This is a genomic window from Promicromonospora iranensis, from assembly GCF_028994775.1.
In the GTDB taxonomy this organism is placed as follows: domain Bacteria; phylum Actinomycetota; class Actinomycetes; order Actinomycetales; family Cellulomonadaceae; genus Promicromonospora; species Promicromonospora iranensis_A.
In genome coordinates this window covers 549,726-574,130 of record NZ_JAJQMN010000001.1, presented here as the reverse complement: position 1 = coordinate 574,130, position 24,405 = coordinate 549,726, and the positions used below count along the sequence as shown (strand labels likewise).

General features: G+C 72.0%; 21 protein-coding genes. 10 read left to right on the top strand and 11 right to left on the bottom strand.

Translation table 11 applies throughout. The features are described from left to right. Window positions 1–3 precede the first annotated feature (3 nt). The gene (locus tag LUU90_RS02585) at window positions 4–3,381 is read left to right on the top strand and encodes a bifunctional [glutamine synthetase] adenylyltransferase/[glutamine synthetase]-adenylyl-L-tyrosine phosphorylase (protein ID WP_275001680.1); all 3,378 of its coding nucleotides are present in this window, start codon (window positions 4–6) and stop codon (window positions 3,379–3,381) included. Here the strand turns inward: LUU90_RS02585 and LUU90_RS02580 are convergent. Further along, window positions 3,366–4,271 (bottom strand): LysR family transcriptional regulator, encoded by a 906-nt coding sequence (locus LUU90_RS02580; protein WP_275001679.1) that lies wholly within the window; start codon window positions 4,269–4,271, stop codon window positions 3,366–3,368. The genes LUU90_RS02585 and LUU90_RS02580 overlap by 16 nt on opposite strands. Before the next feature lie 80 nt (window positions 4,272–4,351). On the opposite strand from LUU90_RS02580, the gene LUU90_RS02575 reads away from it, so the two are divergent. After that, complete coding sequence (locus tag LUU90_RS02575; RefSeq protein ID WP_275001678.1) at window positions 4,352–5,434, top strand: EamA family transporter; 1,083 nt, start codon at window positions 4,352–4,354, stop codon at window positions 5,432–5,434. 277 nt (window positions 5,435–5,711) lie between these two features. Here the strand turns inward: LUU90_RS02575 and LUU90_RS02570 are convergent, their stop codons facing one another. Continuing rightward, complete coding sequence (locus LUU90_RS02570; RefSeq protein ID WP_275001677.1) at window positions 5,712–6,560, bottom strand: endonuclease/exonuclease/phosphatase family protein; 849 nt, start codon at window positions 6,558–6,560, stop codon at window positions 5,712–5,714. A 141-nt stretch (window positions 6,561–6,701) separates the two neighbouring features. Here LUU90_RS02570 and LUU90_RS02565 point away from each other — a divergent pair, with 141 nt between their 5' ends. Further along, window positions 6,702–7,235, top strand: coding sequence for a hypothetical protein (locus LUU90_RS02565; RefSeq protein ID WP_275001676.1), 534 nt, complete (start codon window positions 6,702–6,704; stop codon window positions 7,233–7,235). 125 nt (window positions 7,236–7,360) lie between these two features. Here LUU90_RS02565 and glnA read toward each other — a convergent pair whose 3' ends face one another. The 5 genes from glnA to LUU90_RS02540 form a co-directional block, all read right to left on the bottom strand. After that, window positions 7,361–8,785 (bottom strand): type I glutamate--ammonia ligase, encoded by a 1,425-nt coding sequence (gene glnA, locus LUU90_RS02560; RefSeq protein ID WP_275001675.1) that lies wholly within the window; start codon window positions 8,783–8,785, stop codon window positions 7,361–7,363. A gap of 374 nt (window positions 8,786–9,159) precedes the next feature. Then, window positions 9,160–9,903, bottom strand: a complete 744-nt coding sequence (locus tag LUU90_RS02555) for a DUF4191 domain-containing protein (protein ID WP_275001674.1) — start codon at window positions 9,901–9,903, stop codon at window positions 9,160–9,162. Window positions 9,904–9,945: 42 nt separating this feature from the next. Then, on the bottom strand, window positions 9,946–10,947 hold the full coding sequence (gene lipA / locus LUU90_RS02550) for a lipoyl synthase (protein ID WP_275001673.1): 1,002 nt from the start codon (window positions 10,945–10,947) through the stop codon (window positions 9,946–9,948). Window positions 10,948–11,040: 93 nt separating this feature from the next. Continuing rightward, entirely contained in the window at window positions 11,041–11,811 is a 771-nt protein-coding gene (lipB, locus tag LUU90_RS02545) for a lipoyl(octanoyl) transferase LipB (protein WP_275001672.1), read from the bottom strand. Window positions 11,812–11,886: 75 nt separating this feature from the next. After that, on the bottom strand, window positions 11,887–12,600 hold the full coding sequence (locus tag LUU90_RS02540; protein WP_275001671.1) for an HNH endonuclease family protein: 714 nt from the start codon (window positions 12,598–12,600) through the stop codon (window positions 11,887–11,889). A gap of 168 nt (window positions 12,601–12,768) precedes the next feature. On the opposite strand from LUU90_RS02540, the gene LUU90_RS02535 reads away from it, so the two are divergent. Continuing rightward, window positions 12,769–13,857, top strand: a complete 1,089-nt coding sequence (locus LUU90_RS02535) for a Gfo/Idh/MocA family oxidoreductase (RefSeq protein WP_275001670.1) — start codon at window positions 12,769–12,771, stop codon at window positions 13,855–13,857. A 120-nt stretch (window positions 13,858–13,977) separates the two neighbouring features. Continuing rightward, entirely contained in the window at window positions 13,978–15,441 is a 1,464-nt protein-coding gene (locus LUU90_RS02530; RefSeq protein ID WP_275001669.1) for a hypothetical protein, read from the top strand. Here the strand turns inward: LUU90_RS02530 and LUU90_RS02525 are convergent. From LUU90_RS02525 to lpdA, 3 genes are all read right to left on the bottom strand, one after another. Next, window positions 15,425–16,423, bottom strand: coding sequence for a TIGR01777 family oxidoreductase (locus tag LUU90_RS02525; protein ID WP_275001668.1), 999 nt, complete (start codon window positions 16,421–16,423; stop codon window positions 15,425–15,427). The two genes, LUU90_RS02530 and LUU90_RS02525, sit on opposite strands and share 17 nt — an antisense overlap. A 123-nt stretch (window positions 16,424–16,546) precedes the next feature. Beyond that, the gene (sucB, locus tag LUU90_RS02520; protein WP_275001667.1) at window positions 16,547–18,394 is read right to left on the bottom strand and encodes a 2-oxoglutarate dehydrogenase, E2 component, dihydrolipoamide succinyltransferase; all 1,848 of its coding nucleotides are present in this window, start codon (window positions 18,392–18,394) and stop codon (window positions 16,547–16,549) included. A 30-nt stretch (window positions 18,395–18,424) separates the two neighbouring features. After that, window positions 18,425–19,843 (bottom strand): dihydrolipoyl dehydrogenase, encoded by a 1,419-nt coding sequence (gene lpdA / locus LUU90_RS02515; RefSeq protein ID WP_275001666.1) that lies wholly within the window; start codon window positions 19,841–19,843, stop codon window positions 18,425–18,427. A 312-nt stretch (window positions 19,844–20,155) separates the two neighbouring features. Here lpdA and LUU90_RS02510 point away from each other — a divergent pair, with 312 nt between their 5' ends. Further along, entirely contained in the window at window positions 20,156–20,512 is a 357-nt protein-coding gene (locus LUU90_RS02510; RefSeq protein WP_275001665.1) for an oxidoreductase, read from the top strand. A 63-nt stretch (window positions 20,513–20,575) separates the two neighbouring features. On the opposite strand, the gene LUU90_RS02505 is transcribed toward LUU90_RS02510, so the two are convergent. Further along, window positions 20,576–22,120 (bottom strand): leucyl aminopeptidase, encoded by a 1,545-nt coding sequence (locus LUU90_RS02505; RefSeq protein WP_275001664.1) that lies wholly within the window; start codon window positions 22,118–22,120, stop codon window positions 20,576–20,578. A gap of 189 nt (window positions 22,121–22,309) precedes the next feature. On the opposite strand from LUU90_RS02505, the gene LUU90_RS02500 reads away from it, so the two are divergent. Genes LUU90_RS02500 through LUU90_RS02485 form a run of 4 tightly spaced genes read left to right on the top strand, consistent with a single transcriptional unit; the run spans window position 22,310 to window position 24,385 of the window. After that, window positions 22,310–22,669: a hypothetical protein gene (locus LUU90_RS02500; protein WP_275001663.1), complete on the top strand. Its 360-nt coding sequence runs from the start codon at window positions 22,310–22,312 to the stop codon at window positions 22,667–22,669. Further along, window positions 22,669–23,097: a hypothetical protein gene (locus LUU90_RS02495; protein ID WP_275001662.1), complete on the top strand. Its 429-nt coding sequence runs from the start codon at window positions 22,669–22,671 to the stop codon at window positions 23,095–23,097. Before LUU90_RS02500 ends, LUU90_RS02495 begins: the two co-directional genes overlap by 1 nt. Further along, on the top strand, window positions 23,094–24,179 hold the full coding sequence (locus LUU90_RS02490) for a quinone-dependent dihydroorotate dehydrogenase (protein WP_275001661.1): 1,086 nt from the start codon (window positions 23,094–23,096) through the stop codon (window positions 24,177–24,179). The genes LUU90_RS02495 and LUU90_RS02490 overlap by 4 nt, the downstream gene beginning before the upstream one ends. Continuing rightward, a complete protein-coding gene (locus tag LUU90_RS02485) occupies window positions 24,176–24,385 on the top strand; it encodes a hypothetical protein (protein ID WP_275001660.1) in 210 nt (69 codons plus the stop codon). The genes LUU90_RS02490 and LUU90_RS02485 overlap by 4 nt, the downstream gene beginning before the upstream one ends. Window positions 24,386–24,405: the final 20 nt, after the last annotated feature.

The window sequence follows — 24,405 nt, the reverse complement described above, 5'->3', positions numbered from 1 at the left end:
GGGGTGCAGAGCCGCCGACCCGAGACCCTCACGACCCACCTGATCCGGGCCGGGTTCGCCGACCTCACCCGGTCGGCCTCGCTGTGGCAGGACCCCGACCTGGTGTCGGTCCTGGACAGCAGGCCGAAGGGCATCCGGAGCGTGGACCACACGGCCGGGCCCGACCGAGGCGCTGTCGAGCTGGCGCCCGCTGACGCGGCGCTGCTGCGCTCGCTCGCCGCCGTCGCGGACCCCGACCTCGCGCTGCTGCAGCTTGTCCGCCTCGCGGCCGCGGCCCCGGACCGCCTGCGCCCGGTCCTCGCCGTCTCCGGAGGAGAACCGGCCGGGTCCCGCGCCGACGCGGACGACGACGCGGCTCCCCGCCCGTCCGCACGCGACCGGCTGCTGCGCGTGCTGGGCTCGTCCTCCGCCCTCGGCGACGAGCTGGTGCGCCACCCCGCACTCCTGGACCTGATCTGTGACCGCGCGCCGGGCACCGACGTACCGGCCGAGATCGTGCGCGCCGAGCTGCTGCGCGCCGTCGACGCGGACCCCGAGGCGGACGCCCCGGTCGCGGGAACCCACGGGCCGGCCGGCCAGGGCGCGGCCGCCGAGGACGGGACGCAGTCCTACACCGACAGGCTGCGCCGGGCGTACCGCGCGCGGCTGCTGCGGATCGCGGCCACCGACGTGACCGCGCCGGATCCCACGGCGGTGCTGCCGGCGGTCGCGGCAGCGCTCGCCGACCTGGCGGCGGCCGCACTGGAGGGCGCGCTGGCGATCGCACGCGCCGACGAGGACGACCACGCCGCCGGCGTGCGCCTGGCGGTGCTGGGCATGGGCAAGACCGGTGGCCGGGAGCTGAACTACATCTCGGACGTCGACGTCATCTACGTCGCCGAGCCCGGGCTCCTGCCCGACGGCACACCGGCGTGCGACGAGGACCACGCCCTGCGGGTCGCCGCCCGGCTCGCGGGCCGGCTCGCGCAGGTGTGCTCCGGCCCGTCCGCGGAGCCGGCGCTGTGGCAGGTCGACGCCGCGCTGCGCCCGGAGGGCAAGCAGGGGCCGCTCGTGCGCACGCTGGCCAGCCACGCCGCGTACTACGAGCGGTGGGCCGTGACGTGGGAGTTCCAGGCGCTGCTCAAGGCGCGTCCCGTCGCCGGCGACCTGGCGCTGGGCGAGGAGTACGTGGCCGCCGTCGGGCCCCTGGTGTGGCAGGCCGTGGAGCGGCCCAACTTCGTGGAGGACGCCCGCGCGATGCGCAAGCGCGTCGAGGACAACGTGCCCGTGGCCGAGGCCGACCGCCAGATCAAGCTCGGCAAGGGCGGCCTACGCGACGTGGAGTTCACCGTCCAGCTGCTGCAGCTCGTGCACGGGCGCGCGGACGAGGGCATCCGGTCGCGGACCACCCTCGACGCCCTGACGGCGCTGTCCCGCGGTGGCTACGTCGGACGCGACCACGCCAACCGGATGGGGGAGTGCTACCGGTTCCTGCGGGCCCTGGAGCACCGGATCCAGCTGTTCCGGCTGCGTCGTACCCACCTCATGCCGACCGCCGAGGCCGAGCTGCGGCGCATCGCGCGCGGGCTGGGTCAGGGCGGCGCCGACGACCTCGTCAAGACGTGGCGTTCGGTGCGGCGCGAGGTCCGCGACCTGCACGAGGCCGTCTACTATCGCCCGCTCCTGCCGGCGACGGCGCTGCTGTCGACGGGCGAGGCATCGCTGGCCCCCAAGGCCGCGATGGCCCGGTTCGCCGCGATCGGCTACCGGGACCCGGCCGGCGCGATGCGGCACGTCCAGGCCCTGACCGACGGCGTCTCGCGGCGTGCGGCGATCCAGCGTCAGCTGCTGCCGGTGCTGCTGGGCTGGTTCGCCGAGGGCGCCGACCCGGACGAGGGCCTGCTCGCGTTCCGGAAGCTGTCGGACACCCTGGGCTCGACCCACTGGTACCTCAGGCTGCTGCGCGACTCCGCCGAGGCGGCATCGCGCCTGGCGCAGGTGCTGTCCTCGTCGCGCTACCTCGCGGACGCGATCGGGCGGTCCCCGGAGTCCGTGCGCTGGCTCGCGGAGTCCGAGTCGCTGGCGCCCCGCGGGGTCCGCCGGCTGGCGGCGGAGGCCGACGCCCTGCTCGGGCGGGCGCAGGAGGTGGAGGGCGCCACCATCGCGCTCCGTGCGCTGCGACGGCGCGAGCTGGCCCGCACCGGTGTCGCCGAGGTGTTGGGGGCGCTGGGCCCGGTCTCCGCCGCCAAGGCCATCTCGGATGCCGCCGACGTCGTCCTGGCGGGCGGGCTGCGCATCGCCGAGCACGAGGCCCGCGCCGAGCGCGGGGTCGCGCGCGGCGACGAGCCCGCCCGGTTGCTCATCGTCGCGATGGGTCGGCTCGGCGGTCAGGAGCTGGGGTACGGCTCGGACGCCGACGTGATGTTCGTGTACGAGGCGGTGGGTGGCGCGCCCGACAAGGAGGCCAACGACTACGCCCTGGCCGTGGCGAAGGACCTGCGGCGCATCCTCTCCGCCGTCGGACCCGAGCCCAGCCTGCCCGTGGACGCGGACCTGCGGCCCGAGGGCCGCAACGGGCCCCTGGTGCGGTCCTTCGAGTCCTACGTGAAGTACTACAGCCGCTGGTCCTCACCCTGGGAGGCACAGGCGCTCCTGCGGGCGCGTGCGCTCTCCGGGACGCTGAGCGTCGTCGCGGCAGGCGGCCCGGAGGAGGGCGCGGTCGCGGCGTCGCTGGACGGCGGGGCGGTCGGTGCTGGTGCGGGTGGTGGTGCCGGTGGGGCTGGTGGTGCGGAGGGCGCCGGTGGCGGCGTGCTCGACGTCGGCCAGGAGCTCGACCTGGGGCCCGGCGCGGAGGGTGGCTCGTCGCTGGGCGCACGCTTCACGGCGCTGATCGACCCGCTGCGCTACCCGGAGGGTGGCCCCGACGCGGCGGTCCTGCGCGAGGTGCGGCGCATCAAGGCACGTGTGGAGTCGGAGCGGCTGCCCCGCGGCGCGGACCCGGCGCGGCATCTCAAGCTGGGACGCGGAGGCGTGTCGGACGTCGAGTGGACGGTCCAGCTGCTGCAGCTGCAGCACGCGTTCGAGGTGCCCGGCCTGCGGACGACCGGCACGGTCGCGGCGCTGAAGGCGGCCCGGGAGGCCGACCTGCTGACCGCCGACGACGCCGAGGTCCTGCTGGAGGCGTGGCGACTCGCGTCGCGGTTGCGCTCGGCGATCGTCCTGTGGTCGGGCCGTACCACCGGTCAGGGCGTCGACATGCTGCCGCACGACAGCCACGCCCTGACCGGGTTGGCGCGCCTGCTCGGCGACGTCGGCACGGGCCCGGAGCTGGAGGAGCTGTACCTGCGCCTCGCCCGGCGGGCGCGGGCCGTGACGGAGCGGGTGTTCTACGGCGCGGAGTGACCGGGGGAGGGGTTCCCGAGCCCGATCGCCGTCAGGAACGCACCGGTGGCGGGCGTGGGACCGGGCTTGCCCCAGATGACGTACTCGGTCCGGCTCGGACCGTCCCGCACGGTCGCCGTGGCCAGCCCACCGAGCTCGGGCGCGCGCCGGAGGTAGGCCGAGGGCAGGAAGCCGATCGCCAGACCGTGCCGGATCACCTGTGCCATCAGCGGAGCGTCCGTCACCTCGAACGCCACGTCGCGGCCGAGGCCGGCCCGGGCGAACGCCTGGTCGGTCTGAGCTCTGCCGGGCGACCCGTACGGGAAGTCGACGAAGGATTCGGCGGCGAGGTCCGCCAGGTCCAGGCCGTCGGCCCCGGCCAGCGGGTGGTCCGGGGCGAGGACGGCGACCAGCCGGTCGCGCGCCAGCTCGTGGTGGTGCACGCCGCTCGGCCGGGCAGAGCTCGGCAGGCCCAGGAAGGCGACGTCGAGCCGTCCTGCCGCCACGTCGGGCGTCAGCGTGTCGCTCGGGCCGGTGCGCAGGGAGACGCGCACCTGCGGGTGCCGGCGCCGCAGGTCACGCAGGGCGGCCGGTACGTCGACGGCGGCGACCGTCGGGATGACACCGACGCTGAGCCGCCCACGCACCTCGCCGACCGTGGCCGCCGCGTCCGCCGCGGCGCGCTCCGCCGCCTCGAGTGCCTGCCGAGCCGCGGGCAGGAACGCCTCGCCCGCCGCCGTCAGACGGACCTGTCGGCTGGTGCGGGCGAAGAGCGCGGCGCCGAGCTCGTGCTCGAGCCGTTTGATCTGATGGCTCAGCGCCGACTGCACGACGTGGCAGCGTTCGGCGGCCCGCGTGAAGTTCGACGTCTCGGCGACGGCGATGACGTACCGCATCTGCTGAAGCTCCATGGATCAATCGTGTCGCACGATCGATCACATGAAAAGGATGTGTTGGACTCATGGCTGCCCGCGGCCGAAGACTGGCACGCATGAACACCACGATGCTCCGGCGAGGTCACGGGGAGCGCCGCACGGCGGCCCTCACCGCAGTCGCGGCACTCACAGCCGTCACGGCCCTCGCCCCGATGGTCTGGGGCACCACCTACTTCGTCACCACCGAGATGCTCCCGGTCGGACACCCGCTGTTCGCCGGGCTCGCGCGTGCGCTGCCCGCGGGTCTCGCCGCCGTGGTGATCGGCGCGCTGCTCAGCAGGACACGTGCTGGCCGGACCGGCCCGGCGGCCCGGCGCGCCCTGCCCCACGGTGCGTGGTGGTGGAAGAGTGCAGTGCTCGGGATCCTCAACATCGGCCTCTTCTTCCCGATGCTCTTCATCTCTGCCGAGCGGCTACCCGGCGGAGTCGCCGCCACGCTCGGCGCGGTGGGCTCCTTGGCCGTCGCCCTCCTTGCCGTGCCGGTGCTCCGTGAGCGCCTGACCGTGCGCCGGGTCGCGTGGGGCGTCGCGGGCGTCGCCGGCGTCGGCCTTGTCGTGCTGGGTCCCGGAGCCAGGCTCGACGCGGGAGGCGTTCTGGCCGGGCTCGCCGGTGCTGTCTCGATGGCGCTCGGCGTCACGCTGACCAAGCGCTGGGGGCGTCCCGACGGCGTCGGCCCGGTCTCGGCCGCGGGCTGGCAGCTGACAGCGGGCGGGCTGTTCCTCGTCCCGGTCACCTTCCTCGCCGAGGGTGCGCCGCCCGCGATCGACGGACGGGCCACCCTCGGCTACCTCTGGCTCGGGCTGGTGGGCGGCCTCATCGCCTACGTGCTCTGGTTCCGCGGCATCGGACGGCTCCCGGTCACCTCCGTCGCGTTCCTCGCCCCGCTCTCGCCGCTGGTCGCGGCCGCGGTCGGCGTCGGGTTGCTCGGCGAGGAGCTGTCGGGCCTCCAGGTCGCCGGGTTCGCGCTGGCGCTGGCGGCGGTGCGCTCGCCGGGCAGCTCCCGTCCCGGGGGCAGCAGGCGGCTCGGGTGGCTTCGGGGCCGGCGTCGGCGTCGGCAGGCATCCAGCCGCTGGAGGTCGTGCGATGAGGATCGTGGTCTTCGGGGCAACCGGCATGGTCGGCAGTCGCGTGGTCGATGAGACGTGGGCGTGGGGGCACGACGTCGTCGCCGTCTCGCGCCGGGACGCCGGGAACGGCACCGCCGAGGTCGAGACGAGAAGCTGGTCATCGACGACGAGATGTTCGTCCCGGCGCCTACCGCCGTGGCACCACGACGCTGCTGGTCGACGAAGCGGGCCGATCCCGGATCTTGGCCGAGGACCTTTCCGTCGCCGTGCTGGACGAGGTCGAGAACCCTGGCGGCGTCAGGCACTGCACCGTGGCGTACTGACCGGGGCGGCCGACGACAGCGCACGGTCAGTTCCGCGGCGCTGCCAGATCGACGACGACGCCGTAGTGGTCGCTGGCCCAGACCCCGCCGACGGGCCGGTCCAGCACCCGCCGGCAGTCGGTCACCCGCAATGTCGGGCCGCGCAGCCCGCTGCGGACCAGGACGTAGTCGATCCTCCGGGACGCTGCCGTGGTGAACTCCCCGTCGCGCACCAGGGGGTTGGCCAGCTCGAACGTGTGCCCCGGCTCGCCCGGGTGCGCGTACTCCCAGGCGTCCTGATAGCAGACGCTCAGCTGCCGCACCGGCTGTCGCCCGCGCCAGAACCGCATGCTCGCTGCGTCGGGAGTGGCGTCGAAGTCGCCGAGCACCAGGGCATGCATGTCGCGGTCGGCGAGGTGCTCCTCGATCGCCTGCGCGACGAGCACCGCCTGCTCCTCTCGTTCCCGCTCGAACGGGAGGGGCCAGCTCGGCTTGTGGTGCGTCACGAGCAGGGGGCCGACAGGCGTGTCCAGCTCGACGAGCACGGCGGCGCACCAGGGCAGATACCCCCGGCTGCGTTCGCTGACGCGGAGGTCGATCTCGGCGACCAGCCGGTGTGGCCAGCGGGTGGCCAGGGTGCCCGCGACGCCGTCGTCGGACGGGCGGGAGAAGTGGGTGAGGTGGTAGCCCGGGCCGAACAGGCGCTCCAGGACCTCCGGTGCGTCGACCGGCACTTCCTGGAGCGCGACGATGTCAGGGCCGAGGGCGCGGATCGCCTCCCCGATCAGTGGCTGCCGTCGGTCCCAGCTGGGATTGCCGGGCCCGAAGACGTTCATCGTGAGGGCTCGGACGGTCGGTGTCGAGGACGTCGGATGCGGTGCGGCAGATGTCGTCATCACTGCATCGTGGGGCGATCGCGTGTCCCGGGCCAGCAGAGATCCGGCATCCTGCCCGGTTGCGGCGGTCACCCGATCGGGGGAGCGGACTCACGCGGGCGGGTGATCCTCCAGGCACCCGTTTCGAGCAGGCTCGACGGTATGAGCCTTTCAACGAAATCGCTGCTGCTACCTGCCGCGGGCGTCACGCCGGTCGCACGCCGGCTGGCGCACTTCCTGGCGCTGATCACGCTCCCGTCCGGCCTGTGGCGGATCGCTCTGGTGGCCGGGCTGCCGGTCGCGAACACGGCGATCGCACTTCCGTTCTCCGAACGTGTCCAGATCGTCGGACTCTCGCTCGTCGCCGAGGTGCTGGCACTGCTGTCGCTCGGGCTGGTCCAGCGGTGGGGCGAGGTAGTGCCGGGCTGGCTACCCCTCGTCGGCGGACGGCCGATCCACCGGCTCGCCGCGACGGTCCCCGCGGCGCTCGGGGCGACCGCGCTCACCGTTCTCTGGACGTTCGCCACCGTCAACATGTTGAGGGGGACGGTCAGCGGCGGTTTCGACTACCTCTTCCCGACTGTTCTACAGAAGGTGGTCCTGCTGGTCTGCTACGTGCCGTTGCTGGCGTGGGGCCCGCTGCTCGCGGTGCTGACCGTCGCCTACTTCCGACGTCGGACGCCGGCCCGGCCCTGACCTGGCCGCCGGGGCGACCGGGGTCGCAGCAGAACGGCGGCCGGCACCGCGCCGACGTCCGAGGACGAATGCGCAGGCCGGCCGCCGTTCTGGCGACAGACGCGAGGCCCTAGCGGGCCACGGGATCAGATGTCGTAGTAGAGCTCGAACTCGTGCGGGTGCGGCCGCAGGCGGATCGGGTCGATCTCGTTCTCGCGCTTGTACGCGATCCAGGTCTCGATCAGGTCCTCGGTGAACACGTCACCGGCGGTCAGGTACTCGTGGTCGGCCTCGAGCGCGTCGAGCACGCCACCGAGCGACGTCGGGACCTGAGCGATCTGAGCGTGCTCCTCCGGGGGCAGCTCGTACAGGTCCTTGTCGACCGGTGCCGGGGGCTCGATGCGGTTCTTGATGCCGTCCAGGCCGGCCATCAGCATCGCGGAGAACGCCAGGTACGGGTTCGACGACGGGTCCGGCGCGCGGAACTCGATGCGCTTCGCCTTCGGCGACGTACCCGTGATCGGGATACGGATCGAGGCGGAACGGTTACGAGCCGAGTAGACGAGGTTCACGGGAGCCTCGAAGCCCGGGACCAGGCGGTGGTACGAGTTCACCGACGGGTTGGTGAAGGCCAGCAGCGACGGCGCGTGCTTGAGCAGGCCACCGATGTACCAGCGGGCGAGGTCGGACAGGCCGCCGTAGCCCTTCTCGTCGTAGAACAGCGGCTCGCCGTTCTTCCAGAGCGACTGGTGCGAATGCATGCCCGAGCCGTTGTCACCGAAGACCGGCTTCGGCATGAACGTGGCCGACTTGCCGGCCTCGAACGCGACGTTCTTGATGACGTACTTGAACTTCATCAGGTCGTCGGCGGCGTGCAGCAGGGAGTTGAACTTGTAGTTGATCTCCTGCTGGCCGGCGGTGCCCACCTCGTGGTGCGCACGCTCGACGGAGAGGCCGACCTGGCCGAGCGTCTTGACCATGTCGTCACGCAGGTCGGCGAAACGGTCGCTCGGCGACGTCGGGAAGTAGCCGCCCTTGAAGCGGGTCTTGTACCCGAGGTTGCCACCCTCCTCCTCGCGGCCGGTGTTCCACGCGGCCTCGACGGAGTCGATGGAGTAGAAGCTCTCCTCGGCGGACGTCTTGAAGCGGACGTCGTCGAACACGTAGAACTCGGCCTCGGCACCGAAGAAGACGGTGTCGGCGATGCCGGTCGACTTCAGGTACGCCTCGGCCTTGGCCGCGATGTTGCGCGGGTCGCGAGCGTAGGCGTCACCCGTGAAGGGGTCGACGATCGAGAAGTTCACGATCAGCGTCTTGGCCTTGCGGAACGGGTCGATGAACGCCGTCGTGATGTCCGGCACGAGCTTCATGTCGGACTCGTGGATCGCCTGGAATCCGCGGATGGACGAACCGTCGAACATGAGGCCTTCGCTGAAGGCGTCCTCGTCGAACTGCTCGACCGGGATGTTGAAGTGCTGCGTCACACCCGGCAGGTCGATAAACCGGACGTCGACGAACTCCACCCCCTCGTTGCGGGTGAAGGCGATCGCCTCCTCGGCGTTCTTGAACATCTGCGCTCCTTGCTCGCTCGATAAGTTCAGGGGGAGTCCGTCGGACCTTGCCGGACGAGCAGGGCAGGGTCGCACGCGGATCGCCTTGAACCTAAGGGCAGGTGGTTTCTCTCTGGTTACTGATTGTTGCCGGGATGTTTCTCGGCGCTCTCGGCCGTGTAATCCCGGGGAGATGTGCTGGTCGAGGATCCGGCAGCGGTCCTTAGAGTGCCAGAACTCACATGGCCGGGCCTGGCGGCGTCCGTCCATCGGACGGTTGAAGAGAACGCAAAGAGGGCGCCTTCCGTACGGAAGACGCCCCCTTGCCATGTTTCGCCACGGCCGGCCGGCAAGCCGCCCGCTCTGGCAAGCTGCCGGACGGCGGCGATGGCCGGTCAGCGGCCGCGCATGCCCTTGCGGTCGGGGCGGGCGCGCGTCGGGTCGATGCCCTTGGGGATCGGCAGCTTCATACCGCCGATGGCCTTGAGACGCTTGCTGACCTCCGTGACCTCGGCGCGGGTCAGGGTCGACTTGAGCTTGGTGACGCTGCGCGCGACCTTGGTGAGCGGGACCTGGCCCTCGGCGTCGCCGCACTGGATGAGGGTGACCGGCACGTTGGACAGGATGCGGCTGACCTTCTTGCGCTCCTGCTCGAGGAGACGCCCCACGCGGTGCGGCGGCCCCTCGGAGACGAGCACGACACCAGCCTTGCCGACACCGCGGAACACGAAGTCCTGGTTGCGCGCGTCGACCGCGACGGGCTCGTCCTCGAAGGTCCAGCCGCCACGGACGGTACCGAGTGCGGCACGCGCGGCGCCGGGCTGGCCGGCGATCTGCGTGTACGCCGCCTTCTCCGCGCTGCGCGACAGCACGAACATGGCCGCCAGCACGCCGAAGGGAACGCCGATGACCAGCGCATAGACCCACGGACCGGCGAGCACGCCGATCAGCAGCGCCACCCCGACGACCCCGACGAATGCTGCGAGCATCCACCAGGTGACGAGCGGGTTCTGCTTGCGGGTCATCTTGTAGACGTCCCACAGCTGGTGATACCAGCGGCGCTTCTTGGGCTTCTTCTGCTTGGCGGCAGACGCTGCTACATCGTTGCGAGCGTCGCCCCCGGACGAGGATCGGGCCATGGTCGTCAATTCTAGTGCGCTGCGGGTGGACTGGGTGCCAGATCAGCGAGCGAGCAGGCTCGCCGCCTCCTGCCGGGAGGTGGTGGGCTGTGCGAGGTGCGAGAGCGCCTCGGGAATCGGGCGGCCGTGCTTGGTCATGGCCTGACCCCACAGGCGGCCCGCGCGGTACGACGAACGCACCAGCGGCCCTGCCATGACGCCGAGGAAGCCGATCTGCTCCGCGGTCTCGGACAGGTCCACGAACTCCTCGGGCCGCACCCAGCGGTCCACCGGGTGGTGGCGCAGGGAGGGGCGGAGGTACTGCGTGATCGTGATGATCTCGCAACCGGCGTCGTGCAGGTCCTGGAGGGCCTGCTTGGCCTCGTCGATGGTCTCGCCCATGCCGAGGATCAGGTTCGACTTGGTGACGAGGCCGGCGTCGCGGGCCCGGGTGATCACCGAGAGGGACCGCTCGTACGTGAACGCGGGCCGAATCTGCTTGAAGATGCGCGGCACGGTCTCGACGTTGTGCGCGAGCACCTCGGGACGCGACTCGTTGACGATGTCGAGCAGCTCGGGGATGGCGTTGAAGTCGGGGATCAGCAGCTCGACGCCGGTGCCCGGGTTCAGCGCGTGGATCTGGCGGACTGTCTCGGCGTAGAGCCAGGCGCCGCCGTCGGCCAGGTCGTCGCGGGCGACACCCGTGACCGTCGAGTACTTCAGGCCCATCGTCCGCACGGACTCCGCGACGCGGCGCGGCTCGTCCTTGTCGAAGTCGGCGGGCTTGCCCGTGTCGATCTGGCAGAAGTCGCAGCGCCGTGTGCACTGGTCACCGCCGATGAGGAAGGTGGCCTCGCGGTCCTCCCAGCACTCGAAGATGTTGGGACAGCCGGCCTCCTCGCACACCGTGTGCAGGCCCTCGCCCTTGACGAGAGATTTCATGTCGCGGTACTCGGGACCCATCACCGCCCGGGTCTTGATCCAGTCGGGCTTCTTCTCGATGGGCGTAGCCGAGTTGCGCGCTTCGATGCGCAACATACGTCGGCCTTCAGGTGCGATGGTCACGCAGTTTCCCCTCCCAGGTCAGCGGGTTCGCTCAGCCTATGCCTCGGGCGCCCGCGCTCGCGCGGTCGCCCACAGGCCCGGCAGTGGCGTTCGTCACGCGGTCGCGGAGACCTTCGCGGCGGGTGCGGCGACCGGTACGACGCCGCCGTCGACGGCGGGCTGGACGGCGGGCTGGACGACGGGCTCGGCGGACGGCGTAGCGGGCCGGTCGTCGCCCCGGGCCAGGAGCGGGGCGAGCCGCTCGACGAGCGCCGCCTCCAGGAGGGGGCGGACGTCGTCCACGGTGACCTGGCGGCCGAGCTCGGCGGTGAGCGACGTGACGTCGGCGTCGTCGATCCCGCAGGGCACGATGTGCTCGAACGCGGCCAGGTCCGAGTCGCAGTTCAGGGCGAGGCCGTGCATGGTGACGCCCTTGGCGACCCGCGCGCCGATGGCGCAGACCTTGCGCTCCCGGCGCGGGTTCGGCTTGTCGGGGGAGTCCGCGGCGACCCACACCCCGGAGCGGCCCTCGACGCGCATGGTCTCCAGGCCGAGCTCCGTGCACACGTCGATCACCGCCTGCTCCAGCGTGCGGATGTACTCGACGACGTCGAACGGCTTGGCCAGCTTCAGGATCGGGTAGGCCACGATCTGGCCCGGCCCGTGCCAGGTGATCTTGCCGCCACGGTCCACCTTGATGACCTCGGTACCGTCGGTCGGGTACTCGTCGCGATGGGTGCGGGCGCCCGCCGTGTAGACGGAGGCGTGCTCGAGGAAGAAGACCGTGCCGGCCAGCTCCTCGGCGCGGACGGACTCGTGGGTGCGGCGCTGCAGGTCCCAGCCCTCGTGGTACTCGATGTGCCCGGTGAGGTGGCGGATGTCCATGCCTGTCACCTTACGTCCACGGTCCGCAGGAACCACGGCCAGCGTTCGCTGACCACGGTTCAGCAGGCCACCGGGTCAGGGTGCCGGGAGCGGCTCCGCCGGGCAGCTCGTCAGGACGTCCTCTATGGCGTCGTGCTCGGCGGGCGTGACCCACAGCTCGTACTTGGCCTTGACGGCGATCTGCCGGGCGACGTACTCGCAGTGGTAGGCCTGGTTGTCGGGCAGCCACTCGGACGCGTCCCTGGCGCCCTTGCTCATGTTCGCGGGGCCGTCGGAGGCGACCAGGTTGAGCGGGTCGTTCGCGATCTCCACGCGCTTCTCCTTGTTCCAGTCCGCCGCGCCGGTGGTCCAGGCGTTCATCAGGGCCACCACGTGGTCGATCTGCACGTCGCCGGAGTTCGGTCCACGCTCGAACGCGATGGTCCCGCCCGTGTACGGGTCGTCGAGGGTCCCGGACGCCACCTCACACGTGTCGCCGGCGGAGAACTCGATGTCCTCGAGGTCGCGCTGGAGCATGTCGTTGCGGGTGTCGCAGCCGTTGTCGTCGACGTCCTGCCAGGCGCTGCCGAAGTCCGCCTCGCGGTCGTAGCCGTCCTTGCTGGCGGCGTCCTGCACCGTGAGCGAGTCGAGCGTCGCGAGCGCCGACCCCTCGGCGCCTTCGGCGGGGGCCACGTCGTCACCGAGGGACTTGATGACGAAGTTGCCGGCGAGTACGAGTGCCGCTACCGCGACGAGTACGAGCTGCAGGGTCTTGCGGGTCTGGCTGGACTTCTTGGCTGTGGCGGACACGAGCCCCTCATCATTCTGTCGCCCGGTGTGGTCCGGACACACTTGGCCGGACACGCTAAGAAAGTGCGAAACGTACCTCTTGCCCCAGTCTGCCAGAGTCGTGTTACGGCTGTTAACCCGCTGACCAGTGATCTCGCGTTGCCGCGCCCCGCGAGGCACGATGGGGCCATGGCTCTTCGGATCGGGATTGTCGGCTACGGGGGTGCGGGCAGGCAAATTCACGCCCGCCTGGCGCGAGCAGCGGGAATGACGGTGACCGCCGTCGTCGCGCGTGACTCGGGACGGCGCGTGCAGGCCGCCGGCGACTGGCCGGGGGCGCGCTTGTTCACGGACCTGCCGTCGATGCTCGCCGAGCCAGGGCTCTACGACCTCGTCGTCATCGCGAGCCCCTCGTCCCTGCACGCCGAGCACGCGAACGCCGTGTCGGTGGCCGGCAAACCCTTCGTGCTGGACAAGCCGATCGCGACCACCGCGGCGGAGGCCCGGCGGGTGCTGAGCGCCGCGTCGTCGTCGGGCACGCCGTTCACGGTGTTCCACAACCGCCGCTGGGACCCGGAACAGCTGACCCTCGCGGCCCTGCTGAAGCGCGGCGACCTTGGCACGGTGCACACCTTCGAGCGGCACTGGGAGCGCTGGCGCCCCAAGCCGCAGCAGCGGTGGAAGGAGAACGACGCGGTCGGCGGCGGGCTCCTGCTCGACCTCGGCCCGCACCTGGTGGACTCGGCGACCCAGCTGTTCGGGCCGGTCGTCGCCGTGTACGCCGAGACGCGCGCGCTCTCCACGCCCACCGAGGACGACGTGTTCCTCGTGCTGCACCACGCGGCACCCGGCACCGAGCCCGGCGTCGTCCCTGGACGGGCCGCCGGTGCCGACGTCCTCTTCGGGGCCGAACCTCCCGCCAAGGGCGTGGTCTCCCGGCTGTGGGCCGGCTCCCTCGTCGGCGCACCCGGGCCGCGCACCCGCGTCCTGGGAGACGGCGGCGCCTACCTCGTGAACTCGTTCGAGGCCGACGCCTCACCCTTCGACGTGCTCGACGGCGAGCAGCCCGAAGGCACCCACGGCTGGCTCGTGCGCGGCCGGGAGCGGACGGCGGTGCCCCGACCGCGCGGCGGGCACGAGGACTTCTACACGGCGGTCGCCGAATGGCTCGACGGCGAGGCCGAGGTCCCGGTCGACCCGGCGGACGCCGTCCGCACCGCGGAGGTGCTGGACGCCGCCCGGCTGTCCGCCAGGGAGGGCCGGCTCATCGACGTGTGAGCCCGTCGCGCGCACCGCTCCGTGGCAGTCTGCATTCGGGTGGTTCACCCACAGCGTTCCGGATTCAGCAAATCCTGTGGATAAAGGGCGGACTTCGAAAAGCAGAGTTCTCATGAACGAGTGCACTACATCGAATCTGCGGAACTGGTCCGCGTGGCCGTCCCCACGGAGGCCGCAGCGCGCGCTCTCCTGGTGCGCCGTCTAGACACTCTCGCGACACTGGACCACCCCAATCTGGTGCCGCTCATCGCCATCTCCCCGAACGGTCCGGACAACCTGGACGTACGGCTGTCGCGTACGGGAGCTGTCGATCTGCCCACAGCCGTCGGATCCCGGGGTCCCCTGACCCCCGCGGAGGGCGCAGGCGTCACCGTCGCGATCGCACAGGCGCTCGCGGCCCTGCACAGCGTGGGCCTGGTCCACGGCGGGGTCCGGCCGACGGACGTGCTGCTGCGCTCCGACGGGAGCGCGATGCTCCGCCCCCGCGTCACGCTCCCGGACCACAGCGACGACCCGGTCGACGTCACGTCGCTGGCCACGCTCGTGGAGTCGGTGCTGGGGTTCCCCGGCCCGAGCCTGAACTCCGCTGCCGACGAGGCCCTGCGTGCGGTCCTGGCCCGGGCTCGCGCCGAGGACCCGCGCGACCGGCCGGAGCCCGGCACCCTCGCAGCGCTCGCGCACGACGCCGTGAAGCCCGCACCGGTGCGCCTCCCCGAGGGGTCGGCGCTGATCTCGGCGGCGATCAGCGGCCCGGTGCCCATCGCGGGTCACGTGCCGCTCGGCGCGCAGACGCCGTCGCCCTGGCGCTCGGCGGCCAAGACACTGACCGGGTCGATCGCCGTGGTGGACGGCCGTGCCTGGGTGGCCCAGGCACGGCGTCGGGCGACGATGCCGCTCGGTGGGCGGACCCGGTCCGGTATCACCGCGGAGGACGCCGAGCCGCGGACCACCACCGTCTCGGTGTTCGCGACCGCGATGATCGCGGCGGGCGTCATCGCCGGGATCACCGCGGGCGTCACGGCCATGCCCCAGGTCTTCGGGGGCGAGGAGCCGGCCGCGGCCGCGCCGTCGCCCGAGGCCTCCGCCCCTCGGCTGGGTGGCATCAGCCCTGTGGCGAACGCCAAGGACCCCGCGGGTGCCGCAGCTGAGCTGACGTCGCGCCGGCTGGCGCTGTTGGCGGGCGCCGTGTCGGACATCGACACGGTCAACGTGGAGGGTTCGCCGGCCTACCTGGCCGACAAGAAGATCCTCGACGAGCTCGAGCGGACCGGGGCCCAGGTGGTCGGCGCGTCGGCCGACGTCCAGTCGATGGAGGTCGTGACGATGGGGCCGGGCGCCGCGTCCGCCCTGCAGAGCGCGACCACCGCCTCGCAGACCGAGGGGTCGGAGGACGGCGCCGCCGAGGGCGAACAGGAGGCCGACAAGAAGAAGCCCATCGAGGCGGTGGTCCGGATCGAGTACACGATCACCGCACACATGCAGGTGTCCGACAGCGGCGAGACGGCGGTGCCGGCATCGCAGGAGTCGGCCGACCTGACCCTCGTGTGGACCCCGCAGGGCTGGCGCGTCAGCGAGGTGCGCTGACCTCGCTCGCCTTCTCCACCACCCAGCGGGCCGCGTCCTGAGGGTTCGCGTGCGTCCACGCGAAGCCCGTCCGGGCCAGGACTCCGGGCACGGCCCGCTGGGAGGCGACGAGGTCGTCGGCGAACTGCCCGAGGGCAATTCGTAGTGCGAACCGGGGCACCGGAAGCACTGCGGGGCGGTGCAAGGCTTGGGCAAGCGCTCGGGTCAGCGCCCGGTTCGTCGTCGGCTCGGGCGCGACGGCATTCACCGGCCCGCGGACGTCCGCGCCGATGACGTGGCGGATCGCCGCCACCTCGTCGGCGAGAGTGATCCAGCTCCACCATTGACGGCCGCTGCCCAGCGGCCCGCCGAGTCCGAGGCGCAGGACGGGCAGCAGCTTGCCGAGCGCGCCGCCGGACGGTGCCAGCACCACGCCGCTGCGCAGCCACACGACGCGCGCCCCGGCCTCCGACGCGGGAGTGGTCGCGTTCTCCCAGGCCTTGACGAGACCGGCGAGAAAGTCGTCCCCGCGCGCGGACGCCTCGGTGAGGACCTCGTCCCCGCGGCTGCCGTACGCCCCGACCGCCGAGCCGTTCACCAGTACCGGCGGGCTGTCCAGGCGGGCGATCGTGCGGGCGAGCAGACTCGTCGTGGTGGTGCGGGAGCCGAGGAGCGTCTGCTTGTAGGCGGGGGTCCAGCGGTGGTCGCCGATCCCGGTGCCGGCCAGGTTCACGACGGCGTCCGCACCCTCCAGCGCTGCCGGGTCGAGCTCACCGGTCCGCGGGTCCCACAGCACGTCGCGGACGGCGTCCGTGCCGGCGGCTGCGTGCGCGCCCCCTCCGGTGGGTGTGCTCGGGTGTCTGGCTGAGCCGGACGAACCGGCGCCGTCGGGCGGTTCGGCGGCACGGCGTACCAGCCGTCGAACGCTGTCCCCGCGCGCGACCAGGTCCGCGACCAGAGCGGAGCCGATGAGACCGTGCGAACCAGCGACCACCACGTCCATGCCGTGAATCTAACCTGCCGGGCACGGGGGCCACCCACCACGAAGACGGCTGTGGCCGGTTCCGAACCCGGAACCGGCCACAGCCGACTGCTCGCCGCTAGCTACGCGACAGGAACGCTCGCGTCAGAGACCGACCTCCGACTCGAACGCGCCCTCCTCGATCCGGTTCTTGATGGCCGTGAGGAAGCGGGCGGCGTCCGCGCCGTCGACCAGGCGGTGGTCGTAGGAGAGGAAGATGTACGCCATCGAACGCACGGCGATGCTCTCGTTGCCCTCCGCGTCGGTCACGACGACCGGGCGCTTCGTGATGGTGCCCGTGCCGAGGATCGCGGCGTGGCCCAGCGGGACGATCGGGGTGTCGATGAGCGACCCGCCCGAACCCGTGTTGGTGATGTTGAACGTGCCGCCCGACAGCTCGTCCGGCGTCACCTTGTTCGCCCGGGTGCGGGCACCCAGGTCCTGGATCTGCCGCGCGATGCCGGCCAGGTTCAGGTCACCGGCGTTCTTGATGACCGGGACCACGAGGCCACGCTCGGTGTCGACGGCGATCCCGACGTTCTCCGAGCCGTGGTAGGTGATCTCACCCTTCTCGGTGTCGATCGTCGCATTGATCTTCGGGTAGGCCTTGAGCGCCTCGACGGCCGCCTGCGTGAAGAACGGCAGGAACGTCAGCTTGGCGCCCTCGCGCGCGGCGAACGACTCCTTGGCCTTGGCGCGGAGCTGCGCGACGCGGGTGACGTCGACCTCCATGACCGTGGTCAGCTGAGCCTGCGACTGCACCGCCTCGAGCATCCGCTGGGCGACGATCTTGCGCAGGCGCGACATCTTCTCGGTGGTGCCCCGCAGCGGCGACACCTCGAGCTTGACCGGAGCAGACGGCGTCTTGGCTGCCGCGGGCGCTGCGGCTGCTGCCGGAGCCGGGGCGGCCTTGGCCTCCGCGGCGGCGAGCACGTCCTCCTTGCGGATGCGGCCACCGACGCCGGTGCCCTGCACCTCGTTGACGTCGACGCCCTTCTCCGCGGCGAGCTTGCGCACGAGCGGCGTCAGGTACGAGCCGATGGTGCGACCGGACGACGCCGGTGCTGCAGCGGGAGCGGCGGGCGCGGGAGCGGCGGGTGCCGCCGGTGCGGCGGGCGCCTGAGCCGGAGCAGCCGGAGCCGCGGGGGCCTCGGCGGCCGGAGCCGGGGTGGGCTCCGGTGCTGCCGGTTCCTCGGGAGCCGGGGTGGCTGCCTTGGCGGGCTCCGGGGAGTCCGCGGCCGGGTCCGGGACGGGAGCCGGTGCCTCGGCGGCCGGAGCGGCAGCGCCGGAACCGACGAGCGCCAGGACGGCGCCGACCTCGACGGTCTCGTCCTCCTGGACCAGGATCTTCTGGAGGGTGCCGGCGACGGGCGACGGGATCTCGGTGTCGACCTTGTCGGTCGACACCTCGAGCAGCGGCTCGTCGACGGCGACGTCGTCACCGACCTCCTTGAGCCAGCGCGTCACGGTGCCCTCGGTGACCGACTCACCCAGCGCGGGCAGCGGGACCTCGGTGCTGTCGCCGGACGGTGCCGGGGCCTCGGCCGGAGCCGGGGACTCGGCGGCGGGCGCGGGAGCGGGAGACTCGGCGGCGGGGGCCTCGGCAGGGGCGGCCGCAGCGGGCTCCTCGGCGGGCTCGGCCTCCGGCGTCGGCTCAGGAGCCTCCGCGGCGGCCTGCTCCTCCGCGGGAGCGGCCGGTGCGGCACCGGAACCGGAGCCGTCGCCGATGACGGCGAGGGTGGCGCCGACCTCGACGGTGTCGTCCTCCTGGACGAGAATCTGCTCGAGGACGCCTGCGACGGGCGACGGGATCTCGGTGTCGACCTTGTCGGTCGACACCTCGAGCAGCGGCTCGTCGACGGCGACCTCGTCGCCGACAGCCTTGAGCCAGCGGGTGACAGTGCCCTCGGTAACGGATTCGCCGAGGGCCGGCAGCTGCACGTTCTCAGACATGACCTGTGGGGTCTCCTTTGTCGTTATTGGTCAGTTGTGGGCGTGCAGAGGCTTGCCGGCCAGTGCCATGTGTGCCTCTCCGAGTGCCTCGTTCTGGGTGGGATGTGCGTGGACGAGCGAGGCGACGTCCTCAGGGAACGCCTCCCAGCCCACGATGAGCTGGCCCTCGCCGATCAGCTCGCCCACACGCGAGCCGATCAGGTGCATGCCGACCACGGGTCCGTCCTTGCGGCGCACGAGCTTCGCGAAACCCTGGGTGCCCAGGATCTTGCTCTTGCCGTTGCCCGCGAGGTTGTACTCGATGGTCTCGACCTGGTCCGGGCCGTACAGCTCGGCGGCCCGCGCCTCGGTGACTCCGACGGAAGCCACCTCGGGCTCGCAGTAGGTGACGCGCGGGATCGTGGCCTCGTCGATCGTCACGGGCGCGAGGCCGGCGATCTGCTCGGCCACGAAGATGCCCTGGGCGAACCCGCGGTGGGCCAGCTGGAGGCCGGGCACGATGTCGCCGACAGCCCAGACCTGGCCACCTGCGGGAGTGGAGACACCGGTGCGGAGCAGCTCGTCGGCCTGGACGAAGCCGCGGTCGAGGCGGACGCCGGCGGCCTCGTAGCCGAGGTCGGCGGTGCGTGGCCCACGGCCGACGGCGACGAGCAGAAGTTCCGCGTCGAAGGTCGTGCCCGACTCGAGCTCGACCTGTACGCCGTCCTCCGACTGCTTGACCTGGGCGAAACGCTCGCCCAGGGAGAACTTGATGCCACGCTTGCGGAACGCCCGCTCCAGCGCCTTGGAGAGCGCGACGTCCTCGTTCGGCACGAGGTGAGGCAGCGCCTCGACGATCTGCACGTCGGCGCCGAACGACTTCCAGACGCTCGCGAACTCGACGCCGATCACGCCGCCGCCGAGCACCACTACCGACTTCGGCACGGTGTCCAGCTTGAGTGCGTCGTCGGACGTGATGACCCGGCCGCCGAGCTCCAGGCCCGGCAGGCTACGGGCGTACGAACCGGTGGCGAGCACCACGTGGGTGCCCGTGTACCGCGTGGCAGTGCCGTCCGAGGAGGTGACCTCGACGACGCCAGGGCTCGCGAGCGTGCCGTGCCCCGCGGCGACGGTGATCTTCCTGGAGGCGATCAGCCCCTGCAGGCCCTTGTACAGGCCGGCGACCACGGAGTCCTTGTAGGCGAGGACGCCGGGCATGTCGATGCCGTCCAGCGTCGAGCGGACGCCGAACTGCGCGCCGTGCGTGGCGGCGTCGGCCACCTCGGCCGCATGGAGGAGGGCCTTGGTGGGCACGCAGCCCATGTGCAGGCAGGTGCCGCCGAGCTTGTCCTCCTCGACGAGAGCCACGCTCAGACCCAGCTGTGCCGCCCGGAGCGCGGTGGCGTAACCGCCGCTGCCCCCGCCGAGCACGACGACGTCGAACGTGGCCGGATTGTCAGGCGTAGGCACGTGCTGGCTCCTCGTTGACAGGGTGTTGGCACCGCGGGTCGGGCAGCGGGCAGATTGTGAGCACCGCATGCCATCTTGACACTTCAGCGGGCGTGGCCCCAATTGTGAACCCGGCTTGTCGGGTGTGACCGTGGCGACATTGACGGGCAACCCGGGCTGTGACAGGCCGGTCTCCGGCCTCGCGCCAGGCCGGAGGCGCCGTCACCGGGCGGTTGTGGGGCTCTGTGAACAGGAGTGAACAGGACCTGTGGGTTTCCAGGAATGGCGTGGAGATGCCTAGGACAGCGCGGGTCTCGCTAGTACTCTCGGTGCATGCCCCGCCAGTCCCGTAGCTCGCTCGCGCGTTTCTTCCAGCGGCGTTCCTCGTCGTCCGGCAGCGGATCACGCCCGAGCGGCAACGACGCACGCCGTCAGACCCTGGCGCACCTCAACGAGTTCATCGGGTCGAGGGTCGGCGTCGAGGCCTATGTGGAGCCACCGACCACGGACATCCCCAGCACCATCCTGCTTGTGGCGACCACGGGGGAGTGGACGCGCCGCCGGGTCCCGGACGAGCGCACCGCGTTCGACATCGCGAACCAGCTGGGGGTGCCGGTGTACAACGTCCGGTTCACCGGCTACCCCCAGCGGATGCGGGACTGGAACAGCGCTCAGCGCAAGGCGAAGTAGCAGGCACCCTCGCTGGCCGAGCTTGTCGAGGCCGGGCCCCCACAAGCTCGACCGACGATCGGTCTACTGCGCCGCGGCGCGGCCCTCGAGGAAGCCCAGCAGGGTGCGGACACCCACGCCGGTACCGCCTCCGGGCGTGTAGCCGTGGGCGCCGCCGTCGTTGAAGGCGGGACCGGCGATGTCCAGGTGGGCCCAGGGGTGGTCGCCCACGAAGGTCCGCAGGAACAGGCCGGCGTTGAGCATGCCGCCCCAGCGCGGGCCCGAGTTCGCGACGTCGGCCACCTTGGACTTGATGTTCGACATGAGCTCCTCCGGGAGGGGCATCGGCCAGAACAGCTCGCCCGTGGCGTCGGCGGCGGCCTTGACCTCGTCGCGGACCTCGTCCGTGCCCATGACGGCGGACGTCCGGTTGCCGAGCGCGACCATCTGGGCGCCTGTGAGGGTGGCGATGTCGAGCACGACGTCGTGGCCGTCCTCGACCGCGGACACCAGGCCGTCGGCCATGACGATGCGGCCCTCGGCGTCGGTGTTCAGCACCTCGACGGTCTTGCCGCCGTAGATGGTGATGACGTCGGCGGGACGCTGAGCGTTGCCGCCCGGCATGTTCTCGGCGAGGCAGAGGTAGCCGGTGACGGCGAGCGGCAGGTTCAGCTTCGCGGCGGCGACGACCGTGGACAGGACGGCGGCGGCGCCGGCCATGTCGGACTTCATGGCCTCCATGCCCGCGGCGGGCTTGATCGAGATGCCGCCGGTGTCGAAGGTGATGCCCTTGCCGACGAGGGCGACCTTCCCGTTCGGCTTGGCCGGGGTGTAGGCGACCTTGACGAGCCGCGGCCCGCGCGACGAGCCCTGGCCGACGGCCGTGAGCCCGCCGTAGCCACCGGACGCGAGCTGCTTGTCGTCCAGGACGGTCACCTTGACGTGGCGCACGTCCTTGGCGGCGGCCTTGGCCGCGTCGGCGAACGTGGCCGGGTACAGCTCGTTCGGCGCCGTGTTGACCAGGTCGCGGGCGGCGTGGACGGCCGCGGCGACGATGGCGGCCCGCTCGGCGGCGACCTTCGCCTTGGCGTTCTTGTGCAGCGGCGTCAGGACCTCGATGGCGGCGACCGGGTCCTTGCCGTTCTTGGCGGCCTTCGCCCCGTCCTTGCTCGCCCCGTCCTTGCCGGCGGCGTCCTTGCCCGAGGTGCGGTAGCGGTTGAAGGCGTACGCGCCCAGCAGTGCGCCCTCGGTGACGGCGGTGATCTCGTCGTCGTCGGACGCGGGCAGCGCGATCGCGGCGGACTTGAGGCCTGCCAGCTCGCGGGTCGCCGCGCCGGCGGCGCGGCGCAGGGTCTCGGTGGCGAAGGTGCCGTCCTCGGCGCGCTCGCCCAGGCCGGTCAGGACCAGGACGTCGGCGGCGAGCTTGGGTCCGGCCGGGATCTTGCGGACCTCGTCACGCGCACCCGTCACGCCGAGCTGAGGCGCGAGCGACTCGAGCTCCGTCAGCAGGTCCGTGGGGAGCTGGTCGGACACGACGGCTACGCCGTCCGACGTCTGGGCGGTCGCCACCACGAGCGCTTCGGCCTTCACGGCGGTGGGATTCTTGCTGGAGAGGGTCACGTCGGTCACGAGGCCGATCGTATCCCGCACCCCTGACGCGCGATCCTCGGGCGATCCGATGCCGGTCCGGATGCCGGTCCCGATGCGGTCCCGGTGCGAGCCGCTGGGCCGTCCGGGGGGCCGGGGCGCCGGATGGAGGCGCAGGTCACGCACGGTCCGATTGCCGCCACTCAGGTGCTGAGCGGTAGTCTGCGGGACGTGATCCTTGCCCTCCTGCTCCTCGTGGTCGCGCTCTGCGTGGTCCTGGCCGGATGGGCCGGCTGGTTCGTGGCTCGCGACCGCGCGGTCATCCTGAACCAGCTGTGGGGCGGCGCCGTCGTCGAGGCCTTCGTCCTGGTGCAGGGCGTCGTCGCCGTGGTGCAGGGCGCCAACGGCGCCGGCGCGGCCGACCCGCTGCTCTTCTGGGGCTACTACGCCACGACCCTCGTGATCCTGCCCGTCGCCGCCGCGTGGGCATTCGCCGAGCGCACGAAATGGAGCTCGGTGGTGCTGCTCGTCGCGTCGCTGACGGTGGCCTTCCTCGAGTGGCGCATGTGGCAGATCTGGACGGGAGCATGATGGAGCAGCGATCAGCCGGACGGCGGACCGGCCGGGGCTTCGGCCGCGTCCTGGTGACCGTGTACGGGATCCTGGCGTTCGCCGCCCTCGGCCGCTCGTCCTACGAGCTGGTCGTGAAGTTCGACGAGGCGCCGGTGGCGTACACGCTGTCGACCCTCGCCGCCGTCGTCTATGTTCTGGCGACGTTCGCGCTGGCGATCGGCACCCCCGCCTGGCGCCTGACCGCGTGGATCACCGTCGGGATCGAGGCCGTCGGCGTCGTGACCGTCGGGGCGCTGTCGCTCGCCGACGCGCAGGCGTTCGGCGAGTCGACCGTCTGGTCGGGGTTCGGCCAGGGCTACGGTTACGTGCCCCTTGTCCTGCCTTTCGTGGGGTTGTGGTGGCTGTGGCGGACGTCGCGCAGCACGTCCGAGGAGAGGACTGCATGAGCTGGCCGTACTCGTTGTTGTTCAACAGCGCCTTCCGTCGCATGGACCCGGAACGCGCGCACGAGCTCGCGTTCTCGCTGATCGAGCGGGCGGGTAAGGTGCCGGTGCTGCGTGACGTCGTGCAGGGTGCCGTGGCCCCGTACCTCGGCCAGCGCTCCGGGGGACCGGGGAGCGTGCGTCTCTTCGGCCGCGTAGTGCCCGCGCCGTTCGGCCTGGCCGGCGGGTTCGACAAGAACGCGCGAGCCGTCCGTGGCCTGACCATGCTCGGCTTCGGGTTCATCGAGATCGGCACGGTCACCGCACACGCGCAGCCCGGCAACGAGAAGCCGCGCATGTGGCGCGAGCTGGACGTGCGCGGGGTGCGCAACCGGATGGGCTTCAACAACGAGGGCGCCGCAGCTGCCGCGGACCGGCTGCGAGCGCTGCGCAGTACCGCCACGGGCCGCGCGATAGTGGTGGGCGCCAACATCGGCAAGACGAAGGTGACGCCGCCCGAGGAGGCCGCCGCAGACTACGCGACGTCGGCCCGGCTGCTGGCTCCCTGGGCGGACTACCTCGTCGTCAACGTTTCCTCCCCGAACACGCCCGGCCTGCGCGACCTGCAGGCGACCGAGTCGCTGCGCCCCATCCTGCAGGCGGTGCGCGCCGCGGCCGACGAGGCCAATGCCACCGCGGCGGGCGGGCGGCGCATCCCGCTGCTCGTGAAGATCGCCCCTGACCTCGCGGACGACGACATCGACGCGGTCGCCGACCTCGTGCTCGAGCTGGGGCTCGACGGCGTGGTCGCCGTCAACACGACCATCGGCCACGACCGCGGCCCCGGCGGGCTGTCCGGCCCGCCGCTGCTGGGCCGGGGCATCGAGGTCGTCGCCCGGCTCCGCGAGCGGCTCGGTACGGGCCCCGTCATCATCGGCGTGGGCGGTATCACCCGGGCCGACGACGTCCGCGCCTACCTGCGCGCCGGAGCCGACCTGACGCAGGGTTACACGTCATTCGTCTACGAGGGCCCGCTGTGGGCGTCGCGGATCAACCGCGCACTGACCCGCTCGGCCGGCTCGACAGCCAGTGGGAGGTACGAGTGATCCGTCCGCAGTGGGAGTGGGCCCTGGACGACGGCGAGGGGCGCCGCCTGAGCGAGCCCGTCACGCCCGTCTTCACCGCGCAGTACGACGCCGAGCAGTGGCTCGGTGAGCACTGGCGCGCGCTGGCCGAGGCCGGTGCGGTGCAGGCGCGCCTGCTGCACGACGGCACCCAGGCGGCACCGGGCGTGGAGCTGCGGGTTCCCTGATCCTGCTCGGTTCACCGGGA